We start from the raw sequence: 13507 nt of genomic DNA on the forward strand, positions 1-13507 counted from the left end.
AGGAAGAGAAACGCGATGACGGACACGGTCAGAGAATCAGGCGGAGATACGGAGATCGCGGACCGGGAGGGCTACTCCCCCCGCCTCTACAACGAGGACCTCGCCCCGGCCACCGAGCGCAAGTGGGGCGCGTTCAGCATCTTCAACGTGTGGACCTCGGACGTACACAGTCTGTACGGCTACTTCCTCGCCGCGAGCCTGTTCCTGGTCGCCGGGAACACCTTCAAGTTCCTGATCGGCATCGGCGTCGGATCGCTGATCATCTACTACCTGATGACGCTGATCGGAAAGGCGGGCGTGCGCACCGGCGTCCCGTATCCCGTCCTGGCCCGCGCCTCCTTCGGCACGTTCGGCGCGAACGTACCGGCGCTGGTCAGAGCGATCGTCGCCACGTTCTGGTACGGAGCCCAGACCAGCGCGGCGGCAGGCGCGATCGTGGCCTTCCTGGTCCGCTACGACGGCCCGAAGCACCTGCACGAGACGAGCCGTCTGTTCGACCACAGCGGGCTGGAGGTCATCTGCTACCTCGCCGTCTGGGCGGCCCAACTGCTGATCATCAGCAAGGGCATGGAGACGGTCCGCCGGTTCCAGGACTTCGCCGGTCCGGCGGTCTGGCTGATGATGCTGGTGCTGGCGGTGGCCCTGTCGGTGAAGGCGGGCACGCTGTCCTTCGCGGTGGACATGCCGGCCAAGGACCTGGCCGCGCTGGCGAAGAACGCGACCGGCCTGGACGTGACGCCGGGTTCGTTCGCCGCGATAGCGGCCATCGCGGCGACCTGGGTGACGTACTTCGCCGCGCTGTTCCTGAACTTCGGTGACTTCGCCCGGTTCGCACCGGACGAGAAGACCCTCAAGAAGGGCAACGTCTGGGGCCTGCCCGTCAACCTGATCCTGTTCTCGCTGGTCGCGGCGATGACAACGGCCTCCGCCAGCAAGGTGTACGGCGAGGTCATCCTCGAACCGGCGGCGATCTCGGCGAAGTTCGACAGCGCGTTCCTCGTCCTGCTGGCCGCCCTGACGTTCGCCGTCGCGACCCTCGGCATCAACGTCGTCGCCAACTTCGTCAGCCCGGCCTTCGACTTCGCGAACGTGGCCCCGAAGCACATCTCGTTCAAGCGGGGCGGCCTGATCGCGGCGGTCATCGCGCTGCTCCTCTACCCGCTCCACCCCTGGGACAACGCCCCGAGCTTCGTCAACGCGATCGGCTCGACGATGGGCCCGATCTTCGGCGTGGTGGTCGTCGACTACTACCTCATCCGCAAGGCTCAGCTGAACATCCCCGACCTCTACAAGGAGGACGGCGAGTTCCGCTTCCAGGGCGGCTGGAACATCCGCGCCTTCGCGGCGGCGGCGGTCGGCGCGATCTTCTCCAGCATCCTCCCGACGTACGGACCCTCGGGGTACGGGGCCGCGATGGGCCCGTACTCGTGGTTCATCGGGGTGCTGGTCGCCGGGACGATCTACTTCGGGGTGAGCGGGGGGAGGAGCCGGCTGGTGGGGTCGGGGGGCTCGGTGACGCCTGCGGTCTGAGAGGGCGGGGCGGTCCGTGTGCGGAAACGTAACAGCACGCTCGTTCGAGTGAATGGTTGCGGATTCCGTATTCGGGCCGCCGGTCTACCTCTGCTCTTGACCAGTGCTCCGCCTTTCAGGATGGGGTGAAGGTCATCCTCGGCCCGGAGGTGCGAAGCGCCGGAGTAGTCTGCGCCTCCGGAGCGACGCTCAGACGGGGCGCTGCTGGTTTTCGATGTACTGCTTGACAACGGTCAGGGGTGCCCCGCCGCAGGATCCCGCGAAGTAGGAGCCGGACCAGAAGTGTCCGCCCCACAGGTACCGGCGGACGTGGCTGTCGTACTCCTGACGGAGTCGCCGGGAGCTGACGCCCTTGAGGGAGTTGACCAGCTTGGACAGCTGGACTTTGGGAGGGTAGTGCACGAGCAGATGGACGTGGTCCTGTTCGCCGTTGAACTGCTTCAGGTCGGCCTCGAAGTCGGCACAGACCTCCCGCATGATCTCCTCGGTGCGGGCCAGCATGGCGTCGGTGAACGCATTCCGCCGGTACTTGGTGACGAAAACCAAGTGAACGTGCAGGTTGTAGACAACATGGCGACCGGTTCTGACATCGGGATGAGGGTTCCAGCGCGGTGACATAAACCAATGCTAGGTTCTCGATCGTGAGTCAAAGTACCCTGGTCAAGCGGCAGTTCGGGCACCGCGCTCGGCTCGCGCTGTCTCCTGCGGGGTTTCACGCAGTAGATGACCAGGCGCACGCGGCCCGCACCATGTGGAACCTTCTGCACGCCTGGTGGCAGATGATGCCGAAGGAAAAGCGGACTCTCGCGAACGCGGACGCCGCGATCCGACAAGCCCGCCAGGACATCGACTTCCTGGCCCTCCTGCCCGCGCAGGCCGCGCAAGCGGTACTCAAGACGTACTTCCAGGCATGGAAGAACTGCTGGGAGGGCCGCGCCGACGCCCCGAACTTCAAGAACCGGTTCCGCACGGTGATGTCCGTGGACATCCCGCAGGGCCGGGACCTGAACATCACCCGGGTGCACCGCCGCTGGGGCATGGCCAACATCCCCAAGGTGGGCCGGGTCCGCTTCCGGTGGACCAAAGACCTGCCCGTGGGCAAGCGTGCCGACACGGAGAACCGGATCACCGGGGCACGACTGATCAAGGACGCGCTCGGCTGGCACATCGCCTTCCGTGTCCAGACCCTGGAGGTCAAGCCCGAGCCCCACACCGGGCCGGATGTCGGCATCGACGTGGGCGTCACCGTGCCCATCGCCCTCTCGGACGGCGAAACGTACGAGCACGGCGAATGGCTGACGGAGACGGAGAAGGCCAGGCTCCTGTACCTGGAGCAGCGCGCCGCACGGCGTAAGCAGCACCGCAAGCCCGGCGAGCGCACCAGCCGCCGACTGCACTACACCTACGACCAGATCGCAGGACTCCGCGCGAAAGCCAAGCGCCGGGCCCTGGACTGGCAGCACCAGACGACCACCGCCATCGCCCGCACCTACAGCACGGTTGTGGTCGAAGCACTCACCATCACGAACATGGTCAAGTCCGCCAGGGGAACGATTGAAGCGCCGGGGAGGAACGTCGCCCAGAAGTCTGGGCTGAATCGCTCCATCAGCGGGGAGGCGTGGGGCCGGACGGTCACCATGCTGACGTACAAGACCGCCCAGCTCGGCGGCACCTTGCACAAGGTCCCTGCCCCCGGCACCTCCCGACGCTGCTCCGCCTGCGGCTGCACCACGCCCGGCAGCCGGGAGTCCCAGGCCCTGTTCGTGTGCAAGAACCCGGACTGCGGCTGGTCGGGCAACGCCGACCACAACGCGGCCCGCAACGTCCTGCACCTGTACCGGATGGGCCTCGCGCTCATCCCGGCTGCCGGAAGGGCAGTCGTCAGGCGCGCCAAGCGCGTCAAGCCCGCTACCGCAAGGTAAGCAGGAATCTCCCGGCCTCAGCCGGAAGAGCACTTCAATCTGGGACTGTCGCGCTGAGCGAAAGAGGTCTGACATGGCGACGGCGGAGCCGATCATCATGGCGGGTTACCAGGGCGAGGCCATTCACGGTCCCGACGACGATCCTGACGATCCCGATGGGGAGCGCTACGAAATGCGTATGCGTGACTACCTGGGCGGCGCAAGTGTCGAGCAGGCCTTCGAGCTGTTCAGTGCGGCGGCCCCTGAGGGCTGGCGCGTTGAGCTGGTCGAAGGGGAGATCTGCGTGTCCCCGCCAGCGAATGGGGAGCACGAGGAGATCGTGTCGGAGGTGGTGGATCAGGTGGCCGAGCGCCGCACTGACCGTGCCTTGCGCAGTTACACGGGCATCGGCCTGAACGTCCCCGGAGCATCCGAGACCGGCCATGTCATCCCCGACCTGGTCGTCGCGCCCAAGGGCAGTTTCGACGACCAGGAGGAGTGGCACGATTCGGCCCCCGTACTCCTGGTGGCCGAGGTCACCTCCGAGTCGACCGCAGCCCGCGACCGCGACAAGAAGATCCGCGGTTACGCCCGTGCCGACATCCCCGTCTACCTGCTGATCGACCGGGAGGAGGGCGAGGTGCTGGTGTACTCCGAGCCGTCGGGCGACGACTACGCCAAGAGCCTGAAGCACAAACTGGGCCTGACCGTGCCCTTGCCCGCACCCCTGGGGTTCGAGCTGGACACGGCGGAGTTCTGAGCACGGGCGCGGTTCTGGCGGCTCTGATCGTCCGCTGGAACTGACGCTTCCCTACCCCGGCCGACCCTGAACCTGCCCCAGTTCCTGGCTCGCCGGCCCGGCAGGATGCGGCTCCGCCGCCCGTGCCGGGCCCGCGTTCGCTGCGATGATGAGTGTGGCGGCGGCGACGATCGCCGCGCAGACCGCTCTGAAATGTGAGAGCACCGCAACCTCGCAACAACAGCGACGTATTAAGCACGCTTAACTCGTGGCTTAACGTAGAGGCTGACGGACCTCAACGGCAAGTGGGCACAGGGGAGTTGGGCGATGGCTGAGCGGGACGACCCGGAAGTCATCGGGCGCAGGGTGCAACGGCTGCGTATCGAGCAGGGGCTGACGCAGCGGCAGTTGGCGGAGCCCGCCTACACCCCCGCCTACATCTCCACCCTGGAGGCGGGACGCGTACGGGCCTCCGACGAGGCGCTGCGGCACATCGCCGAGCGCCTCGGGGTGGCGTACGAGGAGGTGGTGACCGGGCGGCCCGCCCATCTGGCCACCAGTATCCGGCTGCGCCTCACCGACGCCCAGCGCACCCTCGCCACCGGTGAGACCGAGGCGGCGGCCAAGCAGTACGGGGAGTTGCGGGAGGAGGCCGCGCGGCTCGGGCTTCTCGCGGAGGAGGCCGCCGCGCTGCTCGGACTCGGCGAGTGCGGGGTGGACACCGGGGATCTCGCCGCCGCCCAGGAGTACTTCGAGCTCGCCGAGCGGTGTCTGGCCGACGAGCCCCTGACCGGGCGGGTTCCCGCGCTGCGCGGGCGAGCCGTCGCGCACTACCTCGCCGGTGAACTCCGTTACTCCGTATACCTTCTCGAGTCCACGATCGACGAGCTGAACCGCAGCGGGCTCCATGACCCGGATGCGCTGCTGCCCCTCTACGCCAGTTCCATCGCCCCGTACATGGACATGGGCGCCCACGCGCGCGCGGCCCAGGCGGCCGAACTCGCCCTCGCGCTCGCGCCGCAGGTGAGCGATCCGGCGCTGGTCGCCCGGATGCACCGGCAGGTGGCCCGGACGATGCTCGCCGAGGGACGGTACGCGGACGCCGACGCCTCGCTGGCGAAGGCCGCCGAGCTCTACCGGCAGCTGCAGATCCGTACCGAGCTGGCCAACTGCCACTGGATGCGCGGCTATCTGTACGCCCAGCAGAACGAACTGGCGCGCGCCGAGGCCGAGTTGCGCCAGGCGCACGCCATGCTGTCCGCCAAGCGCGCCGCCCTCTACAGCAGCCAGGTCACGGTCGAGCTGGCCGACGTACTGCACCGGCGCGGCAAGTCGGACGAGGCGGCGGAGCTGCTGCGGGACGTACTCGGCGACCTGTCCTCGGAACGCGGCGCCGTCCACTCGGCCGCCGCCCACCGGCTGCTCGGCATCATCGCCGAGGACGCCCGCGACACGGAGCGGGCGGAGGAGCACTACGTCCGCGCCCTCAGCGTCCTGGAGCGCGCGGGGGCCGCCGGCGACCTCGCCGACCTGTGCCGGCTGCTCGGCGATCTGCTGCGCCGTACGGGCCGGGTGGAGGCCGCGCTGGACGCGTACCGGACGGGGCTGCGGCATCGTACGGCCCCGGGGACCACCACCCTGGGTCCTGCGCCCGCACAGCCTCCTCTTTGACGAATCCGGGGCGGCGCACAGTACGGGCGGTTAGCCTTCGGCCGGAACTGTGAAGTTTGACCGGATCGGAACGGTACGGGCGCTTGGACGGCGAGCACGGCGGAAGGTACGGCGGCGAGTACGGCGGATACGACGGTGACGGGCGGAGTGTGGCCGACGGGCTGAGGTTCGTCGTACGCGCGTTCGTGTACGTCGTCGTCGGGGGCGTCGCGCTGATCGCGATCGTCACCGTCGCCTCCGTACTCGGGCCGACCGTCGCCCTGGACCTGTACACGCCCGCCGTGGCCGCCTGGTGGACGGTGTTCACGGCGGTGGTGGTGCAAGGGGTGCCGTTTCTGCTGCTGGGCACGGTGGTGTCGGCGGCGATCGGGGCGTTCGTACCGGAGAGGGTGTTCACCCGGCTGCTCCCGCGCAACCAGGCGCTCGCCGTGCCGATCGCGGGCGTGGCGGGGATCGTCCTCCCGGGGTGCGAGTGCGCGTCCGTGCCGGTGGCGGGGAGTCTGATGCGGCGGGGGGTGGCCCCGGCCGCCGCGCTCGCGTTTCTGCTGTCCGCTCCGGCCATCAATCCCGTGGTGCTGGTGGCGACCTCGATCGCCTTCCCCGGGCAGCCGAAGATGGTGCTCGGGCGGCTGGTGGCCTCCCTGGCCACGGCGGTGGTCATGGGCTGGCTGTGGGCACGGTTCGGGCGTGAGCAGTGGCTGCGGAAGCCCACGCCGGGGAGCGGGACGTCGACGCCCTCCGGCTGGCGGGGGTTCCTGGCCGGGCTCCAGCACGACTTCCTGCACGCGGGTGGCTTCCTGGTGCTGGGCGCGGGGGCGGCGGCGACCTTCAACATCGTCGTACCGAGGTCGGTGCTCGACGTGTTCACCGGCTCGGCGTGGCTGTCGGTGCTGCTGCTCGCCGTACTGGCGGTCGTGCTGTGCGTGTGCAGCGAGGCGGACGCCTTCGTGGCGGCCTCCCTCAGCGGCTTCTCCCCCACGGCCCGGCTCGCCTTCATGGTGGTCGGCCCGATGGTCGACCTGAAGCTGATCGCCCTCCAGGCGGGCACCTTCGGCCGGTCCTTCGCCGTCCGGTTCTCGTCGGTGACGTGGGTGGTCGCGGTGACGAGCAGCGTGGTCGTCGGGTGGTGGCTGCTGTGAGGCGGAGCCGGTACGGGCCTGCGGTGCTGTTGCTGCTGACGGGCGGGGCGGTGCTGCGCATCGCGCTGTTCAGCGAGCTGTATCTGCGGTACGTGCAGGAGGGGCTGCGGCCGTACCTGGTGGTGTCCGGGGTGCTGCTGGTGCTCTTGGGGGTGGTGGCCGCCGTGGCGCGGCGACCGGCCGAGGGCGCACACGATGACCATGGGCACGATCAGAGTGACGGGCACAGCCACGGTCACGGGCCCCGGGTCGCCTGGCTGCTCACGCTCCCCGCCCTCGCGCTGCTCCTCTTCCCGCCGCCCGCCCTGGGCTCGTACAGCGCGGACCGGGAGGCGGCTCAGCGGGCCGCGCAGGGCGTGGGTACGTTCCCCGCGCTGCCCGCCGGGAATCCGCTGGAGCTGACGGTCGGCGAGTTCGGCTCGCGCGCGATCTTCGACAGCGGGCGGTCCCTGACGGGCCGAACCGTCCGGCTGACCGGCTTCGTCACCCACGGGGACGACGGCGTCTGGTACGTCACCCGCCTCCTCGTCTCCTGCTGCGCGGCCGACGCCAGCACGAGCAAGGTCGAGATCCGCGACGCCGACGCCCCGGTCACGGACACCTGGGTCACGGTCACCGGAACCTGGGTGCCCAAGGGCAGGCTGGGCTCGGACGCGGCCTGGCCGCCGGTGCTGGACGCGGGGTCGGTGAAGACGGTCGCGGAGCCGTCGAATCCGTACGAGAAACGTTGAGGGTCACCCAGAACCGACCGGAGTCGACCGGCGACCGACCGGAACTCGGCGGCGGTGAAAGGATTCCCCCGGTGCCGGACAGGTCGGGGCGTGGAATCCATGACAGAGACGGAACAGAGGGCCACTCGGGATCAGCGGGCCCGTTTCGAGGCGTTGGCGCACATCGTGACCGCGCCCCTGCACCGCTATCTGCTGCGGCGCGCCGAGCCCGACCAGGTCGACGACGTCCTCGCGGAGACGCTGCTGGTGCTGTGGCGCCGCATCGAGGACGTACCGGGTCTGGAGGCGTCGGAGCACGTCCCCGACCCCGACGCCGTACTGCCCTGGTGCTACGGCGTGGCCCGCGGCTGCCTGGCCAACGCCCGTCGCGCGGACCGGCGTAGACGCTCCCTGCTGGAACGCCTGACGTGGACGGCGGCGGGCACGGCGCGGGAGACCGGGGACGCCGACCACAGCGCCCTGCACGCGGCGCTCGCCCAACTCCGCGCGCTGGACCGGGAGGTGGTCCTCCTGTGGGCGTACGAGGAACTGACCCCGAGCCGGATCGCCGAGGTGACCGGCCTGACCGCGAACGCCGTGAGCATCCGGCTGCACCGGGCGAAAAAGAAACTGGCGGCACAACTGGAGCGAAAGACCGGCCCGCGCCCCGGACATGAGACGGACGAAGGACAAGGAACCGGTACCGGAAACGGAAGGAGCAGTCGATGAACGACGACGAGTTGCTGGCCCACCTGAAGGCCACGGACCCGGCACTGACCTCGAAGGCTCCGCGACCTGACGTCACCCGTCTTGTGGAGGCCACGATGAGCACGAACACGAACATGAACGCAGCCGCAACCACAACCACTCAGGTCGCACGGCCGCGCCGACGCCTCGTACCGGCCCTGGCGTTCACGGCACTGCTGCTGGTGGGAGGCGGTGTCAGCTGGGGTGTCGCGCGGGGCGGAGAGAGTGCGGCGGACAAAGCGGGGGCAGGTGTGGCGGGAGGCGGCCAGGTGCCCGGGCTTGAGCCCCTGACCCTGATTCTCCCGGACGGCGACTCGACGGTGGCGGTGAAGTGTGCGGCGCCCACACCCGAACTCCTGCGCCGCCACGAACTCGCCTTCGAGGGCACGGTGACGGCCGAGAAAGGCGACCGCGTGGTTCTCCGGGTCGACCACTGGTACCGCCTCGACGCCAACCTGGCCAACCCTACCGACGTGGTCCGCTTCAGCAGCGACAACGGCAACTCGGAGGCTCCGGACTTCCCGCTCGGCGCCCACTACCTCGTCACGGCCGACAGCGGCATCGTCCCGATCTGCGGCGGCACGACCGAGGCCACGGACGAGGGAAGGGCCATGTTCGAGGAGGCGTTCGGGGCTCCGAAGAAGTAGCGAACAGGGGGCCGGATGGCCTTTCCGGCGATTTCGGGCCGAGCGATACACACACCGCGGCGCCCTGCCGGAGAGGCGGGCGCCGCGATGGCCGTACGGGGATGGGCACTTGAGGTGTCTCAGCGCTTCGCGCCGCTGCGGTACGTCGAGATGCCCAGGGCCAGCAGCCAGTAGCTGAGGAGCGCGCCCATCGAGGCTGTCGTGCCCCAGCCGTTCGCCGCGTAGAAGTCGGCCGGGGTGTTGCCGAAGAACAGGGACGGTACGAAGGCCAGGCTGACGGCTGCCAGGACGTGGGCCGAGCGGGCGGTCCAGCGCGGGAGGAGGTTCGTGCGGGCGATCGTGAAGCCGGTCGCCGCCAGGAACACGGCGAGCAGGAGGCGGCCGATCGAACCGTAGAGGATGTACGTGCCGTTCACGTCGATCGTCGGGTCGATGGAGTGGTCGGTGGCGATCACCGCGCCTGCCTCCAGGCCCATGGAGACCAGGGTGATCGTCGCGTAGACGAGGCCCGTCGAGCAGGCCAGCGAGGCCGCCCACTCGTACGCCGGGTGCACCCGCTTCACCAGTTCGCGGAAGCTCGTCACGAAGACGATCAGGAACGCCAGCGCGAAGATCCCGACCAGGAGCCGGGCCAGGACGTTCGTGTCCGGGGGCGGGCCCGAGTAGACGAAGTACAGGGGTACTTCGACGATCAGGGCGACCGCGGCGGCGATGCCCGCGGCGCCGGTCAGGCGGCGGGCGGTCGCCTCGCTCATCCCGGTCGGGTGGGGCGTGTCGGTTGCCGTGTCCGCGGCGGTTGTCTGCTGGGTCTTCGTCGTGTTGTCCATGGAAGGGATCGTGCCGGTCGCGGCGCTCTTCGTCCCTGGGCCTGAGTGGCGGATGCGGGGGTGGTGCTGGGTACACCTCCCGTTGTCTGCTCCCACGGCCACGCGGTGGCTCAGTACAGATCCTGGTTCGGGTCCTGTGCCTGCTCCCCGTCCTGGCTCTCCCCCTCCGCCTCCTGCTCCTGCGGCTGGGGCCGGGGCTGGACCGGGCCCCGCGTCGGGCTCTGACTCTCAGCCGGGCTCTGGCTCTGGTCCCGCACCGGCGTCTGGGGTTGGGCCGGGGTTTCCTTCCTGGTCTGCTTCAGGCGTTCGGCGCCTACCTGGACCGCGTGGACCGTGTACTCCGTGCGGGGCTCCGTCAGGCCGCCGTTGGTGAGGACGATCGCGTCGTCGCCGACCCGTACGGCGGCGAGATCCAGGGTGAGCGTCGCCGGGGCACCGTCCAGTTCCCCGCGTGTCGCCAGCCGCAGGCCCTGTCTGGCGTCCCCCGCCTCCGGCAGGCCGACCTCCGTGACCCGCACCTCCTGACGGGCGCCGCGTGGTCCGACCGCCGTGAAGCTCGCGCATCTCTGCGGCATCGTCTTCAGCCAGGCGAGCCGTCCGTCCACGTCGGCGCGGTGGGCGGCGGTGACCTGGTAGCGGAGCTGCCCGCCCTCGTCGTAGTCGTCGAAGCCGGCGACGGCGCGGGCGCCGGCCGGTTCGCCCAGCAGCTCCTCCGTGTACACGGAGTCGAGGAGGCGCCCGCACTCGGCGTTGTCCGCCGTCGCCTTGAGCAGCGCGTCCCGCCAGAGCGCGGCGCCCTCGGTGGGGGTCCAGGGCGCCCCGAGGTCGGCGTCGGTGAGGAGGGCGCCCTGGGCCTGGGCCTCGGTGAGAGCGGTCGGGGTGGTCGGGACTGCCGGGGACGCGGAGGCCCGCTGTGCGGCGGGGGAGGCGACGGGCCTGGCCTGCCGGCGTTCCATGGTGCCCCCGGCGCGCCCCTCGTCGTGCATGCACGCGGCCATCGTCAGCAGGGTGCCCATCCCGAGGGCCGAGGCGAGCAGACGTACCGCGCGGGGAGAGTGCCGACGGGTCATCAAGGGGTTCCTCCAGGGGCGCCGGTACGTCAGATCTCCCTCCGACGGCACCATCACGCGCCCGGTCCCACCAGCGGGCCGGGCCGTACGGGTGAGCGCGGCCGGTGGTGCGGGTGGGAAGCGGAGGGCATGGGAGTCTGTGCAGCCGGGAAAGGAGCCCTCACCGTGACGACTGCGGAACCCACCACCCACGCCAGGCCCGACGCCAGTCCGGCCCACCCCGTGCCCGTGATCATCGACTGCGACACCGGTATCGACGACGCCCTGGCCCTGCTGTTCGCCGTACGCCACCCGGGACTCGACCTCCGCGCGGTGACCTGCGTCGCCGGGAACACGGACGTCGACCAGGTCGTACGCAACACCCTCACCGTCCTCGACCAGGCCGGCGCCCCCGATCTGCCGGTCGCGCGCGGGGCCGAGCGGCCGTTGATCGAGCCCGCGCGGCCCGCCGCCCATGTGCACGGGCGGGACGGCATGGGCGACATGGGCCTGCACGCACCCACCGACCGGACGCCCGTCGACGTGGACGCGGTGACCCTGCTGCGCCGCGAGATCCTCGGCTCGCCCCGTCCGGTCACGCTCATCCCGACCGCGCCGCTCACCAACATCGCCCTGCTCCTGCGTACGTACCCCGAGGTGACCCGCAACATCGAGCGGATCGTCTTCATGGGCGGCGCGGTGGAGATCGGGAACGCCACGCCCGTCGCCGAGTTCAACGTGTGGCACGACCCCGAGGCAGCCGCGATCCTGCTCACCGCCGGGGTGCCGATCACGATGTACGGCCTGGACGTCTTCACGCGCGTCGTCGTGCCGGGGGCCGATGTCCAGCGGCTGTGCGCGAGCGCGGAACCGGGTACGCGGCTCGCCGGCGCACTGCTCGCCCACCGCGACCCGGCTCTCACCGGCGACCCCACCCCCACCGGCAGCCTCGGCGACGCGGGCGCCGTCTGCGCGGTCGCCGACCCGGCGGGGCTGACCACCAGCCTGCTGCCGGTCGAGGTCTCCCTCGCCCCCGGCCCGACCCGGGGCCAGACGGTCGTCGACCGCAGACCGCGCCCCGGCGAGTCCGAGATCCACCACGGCACGCGGGAAAAGCCGCTGGTGGACGTGGCGTTGGACATCGACGTGGACCGGTACGTACGGCTATACCTCGGGACGGTCGAGAAGCCATAGCCATAGCCATAGCGACAGGGCGCCAGGAGTTCGGAAACGACGTCCGCCCCGGTGCCGCTCGCGAGGAGCGGCACCGGGGCGGACGTACTGCACGTACTCAGCGCCACCGACGGGGTTACGCGCCGGCGCGACCCGCCCTGCGTCGCTTCGTCGCCATCACGATCGCCGCGCCGCCGATCAGCAGCGCCGCGGCGCCGCCCGCGAGCGGGCCGGTGGCGCTGCCGCCGCCGGTCTCGGCCAGCGGGGGCTGGGAGCTGTCCGGGCTCGCCGGAGTGGCCGGCGGGGTGGACTCCGAGGCCGACTCGGCGGGCGTCGACTCGGACGGTGTCGGGGTCGACGGCGTCTCGGAGGCGGGCGGGGTCGTCTCGGACACGGGCTCGGAGGGAGTCGGCGTACCCGGCGTCTCCTCGCCCGGAGGCGTCGGAGTCGGGGTGCCCGGGGTCTCCTCGGCCGGCGGAGGCGTGGTCGTGCAGTCCTTCGTGCCGCCGTTCCAGGCCGCGATCAGCTTGTCCTTGATGACCGGACGGTCCGGACCCTTGGGCAGGTCGCCGTGCTCGAAGCCGTCGTTGGCGTCGAAGTCGCCGTCGAACCTGACCTTGCCGCGGTAGAGGTCGATCTGCGCGAAGCAGCCCGCGTCCGGCACCGCGATGTCGAGCGAGTCGGTCTGACCCTGCGTGACCGTGACGGTGTCGAAGTCGACGAAGACCTGCAGGCCCGAGGTACCGAAGGTGGGACCGTGGGCGATGTAGGAAGCCAGGGAGGCGGTGCAGGTGCTGGCGTCACCGGCGGTGCGGACCTTGATGTGGACCTTGCCGTCCTCGGTGGGCTTGAGGTTCTGGTCGTCGACGCGGACCGAGTCGAAGAAGTTCTGCCCGTCGACGGAGAACTGGCAGCGGTCGGCCTCGGTCTTCGTACCCGCGCCCGCGCCGGGCTTGTAGCCGCCGGACTTGGCGCCCCAGCCGTCACCGCCGGGTGTGCCGGTGGCCCAGGCCCCCGAGGCGGAGGCCGCGCAGAGAGCGATCGCGGCGGCGCCGGTCCCCAGAAGGTGCAGCGCGTTGACACGTCTCAGTATGGACATGCGGATCCCATCGTGGCGTGTGCGAGAACCCGGGTACGGCGGGAGGGCAGCGCGTTGCTGCCGGGCCGTGCCGAGGGAGTCTGGTGTGAGCGACGCTGGGCTCATAGGTCACATGCGCCACAGCGTTCGCACATCGTGAATCGTGCGGAGCGGGGTGTCAACTTGCGGTAATGAAAAGAATGTTCGCGGTTCATTGCCATTCCGCCACATAGGGAACGGTGTGTTCCGGGGGCGCGTGCGTTCACGTTCCCGGCGAAGTGGACAGAGGTGGGCTT

Annotated in this window: 13 protein-coding genes; 9 read left to right on the plus strand and 4 right to left on the minus strand. The window is 70.2% G+C overall.

What is annotated here, in order from left to right; translation table 11 throughout:
• Positions 1-15: 15 nt before the first annotated feature.
• On the plus strand, positions 16-1530 hold the full coding sequence (locus ACW4TU_RS23040) for an NCS1 family nucleobase:cation symporter-1 (protein WP_457416456.1): 1515 nt from the start codon (positions 16-18) through the stop codon (positions 1528-1530).
• A gap of 189 nt (positions 1531-1719) precedes the next feature.
• On the opposite strand, the gene tnpA is transcribed toward ACW4TU_RS23040, so the two are convergent.
• The gene (gene tnpA, locus ACW4TU_RS23045) at positions 1720-2148 is read right to left on the minus strand and encodes an IS200/IS605 family transposase (RefSeq protein ID WP_457416458.1); all 429 of its coding nucleotides are present in this window, start codon (positions 2146-2148) and stop codon (positions 1720-1722) included.
• A gap of 23 nt (positions 2149-2171) precedes the next feature.
• Between tnpA and ACW4TU_RS23050 the strand changes: the two genes are divergently transcribed.
• The 7 genes from ACW4TU_RS23050 to ACW4TU_RS23080 all read left to right on the plus strand — a co-directional run bounded on the left by ACW4TU_RS23050 (position 2172) and on the right by ACW4TU_RS23080 (position 9084).
• The gene (locus ACW4TU_RS23050) at positions 2172-3452 is read left to right on the plus strand and encodes an RNA-guided endonuclease InsQ/TnpB family protein (protein ID WP_457416459.1); all 1281 of its coding nucleotides are present in this window, start codon (positions 2172-2174) and stop codon (positions 3450-3452) included.
• 172 nt (positions 3453-3624) lie between these two features.
• Positions 3625-4191 carry a Uma2 family endonuclease gene (locus tag ACW4TU_RS23055; RefSeq protein ID WP_457430256.1) on the plus strand — a complete coding sequence of 189 codons (567 nt, stop codon included), beginning with the start codon at positions 3625-3627 and terminating at the stop codon, positions 4189-4191.
• A 306-nt stretch (positions 4192-4497) separates the two neighbouring features.
• On the plus strand, positions 4498-5841 hold the full coding sequence (locus tag ACW4TU_RS23060) for a helix-turn-helix domain-containing protein (protein WP_457416461.1): 1344 nt from the start codon (positions 4498-4500) through the stop codon (positions 5839-5841).
• A 149-nt stretch (positions 5842-5990) separates the two neighbouring features.
• The gene (locus ACW4TU_RS23065) at positions 5991-6980 is read left to right on the plus strand and encodes a permease (protein ID WP_457430258.1); all 990 of its coding nucleotides are present in this window, start codon (positions 5991-5993) and stop codon (positions 6978-6980) included.
• Positions 6981-7003: 23 nt separating this feature from the next.
• A complete protein-coding gene (locus ACW4TU_RS23070) occupies positions 7004-7711 on the plus strand; it encodes a TIGR03943 family putative permease subunit (protein ID WP_457416463.1) in 708 nt (235 codons plus the stop codon).
• A gap of 99 nt (positions 7712-7810) precedes the next feature.
• A complete protein-coding gene (locus tag ACW4TU_RS23075; RefSeq protein WP_457416465.1) occupies positions 7811-8419 on the plus strand; it encodes an RNA polymerase sigma factor in 609 nt (202 codons plus the stop codon).
• Positions 8416-9084 (plus strand): hypothetical protein, encoded by a 669-nt coding sequence (locus ACW4TU_RS23080; RefSeq protein ID WP_457416467.1) that lies wholly within the window; start codon positions 8416-8418, stop codon positions 9082-9084. The genes ACW4TU_RS23075 and ACW4TU_RS23080 overlap by 4 nt, the downstream gene beginning before the upstream one ends.
• A 119-nt stretch (positions 9085-9203) precedes the next feature.
• Here ACW4TU_RS23080 and ACW4TU_RS23085 read toward each other — a convergent pair whose 3' ends face one another.
• Together ACW4TU_RS23085 and ACW4TU_RS23090 are read right to left on the minus strand one after the other, a co-directional pair.
• Positions 9204-9839, minus strand: coding sequence for a hypothetical protein (locus ACW4TU_RS23085; protein ID WP_457430260.1), 636 nt, complete (start codon positions 9837-9839; stop codon positions 9204-9206).
• Positions 9840-10021: 182 nt separating this feature from the next.
• On the minus strand, positions 10022-10981 hold the full coding sequence (locus ACW4TU_RS23090; protein WP_457416469.1) for a hypothetical protein: 960 nt from the start codon (positions 10979-10981) through the stop codon (positions 10022-10024).
• Between the two features lie 165 nt (positions 10982-11146).
• On the opposite strand from ACW4TU_RS23090, the gene ACW4TU_RS23095 reads away from it, so the two are divergent.
• Positions 11147-12154, plus strand: coding sequence for a nucleoside hydrolase (locus tag ACW4TU_RS23095; RefSeq protein WP_457416471.1), 1008 nt, complete (start codon positions 11147-11149; stop codon positions 12152-12154).
• 115 nt (positions 12155-12269) lie between these two features.
• Here the strand turns inward: ACW4TU_RS23095 and ACW4TU_RS23100 are convergent, their stop codons facing one another.
• Positions 12270-13232 (minus strand): LAETG motif-containing sortase-dependent surface protein, encoded by a 963-nt coding sequence (locus ACW4TU_RS23100; RefSeq protein ID WP_457416473.1) that lies wholly within the window; start codon positions 13230-13232, stop codon positions 12270-12272.
• Positions 13233-13507 lie beyond the last annotated feature (275 nt).

Source organism: Streptomyces kryoterrae (assembly GCF_054072135.1).

Bases quoted from the DNA above. Each gene is read 5' to 3' on its own strand.
- tnpA (WP_457416458.1), bottom strand. From the start codon at position 2,148: ATGTCACCGCGCTGGAACCCTCATCCCGATGTCAGAACCGGTCGCCAT.
- ACW4TU_RS23080 (WP_457416467.1), top strand. From the start codon at position 8,416: ATGAACGACGACGAGTTGCTGGCCCACCTGAAGGCCACGGACCCGGCA.
- ACW4TU_RS23075 (WP_457416465.1), top strand. From the start codon at position 7,811: ATGACAGAGACGGAACAGAGGGCCACTCGGGATCAGCGGGCCCGTTTC.
- ACW4TU_RS23085 (WP_457430260.1), bottom strand. From the start codon at position 9,839: ATGAGCGAGGCGACCGCCCGCCGCCTGACCGGCGCCGCGGGCATCGCC.
- ACW4TU_RS23055 (WP_457430256.1), top strand. From the start codon at position 3,625: ATGCGTATGCGTGACTACCTGGGCGGCGCAAGTGTCGAGCAGGCCTTC.
- ACW4TU_RS23100 (WP_457416473.1), bottom strand. From the start codon at position 13,232: ATGTCCATACTGAGACGTGTCAACGCGCTGCACCTTCTGGGGACCGGC.
- ACW4TU_RS23060 (WP_457416461.1), top strand. From the start codon at position 4,498: ATGGCTGAGCGGGACGACCCGGAAGTCATCGGGCGCAGGGTGCAACGG.
- ACW4TU_RS23090 (WP_457416469.1), bottom strand. From the start codon at position 10,981: ATGACCCGTCGGCACTCTCCCCGCGCGGTACGTCTGCTCGCCTCGGCC.
- ACW4TU_RS23040 (WP_457416456.1), top strand. From the start codon at position 16: ATGACGGACACGGTCAGAGAATCAGGCGGAGATACGGAGATCGCGGAC.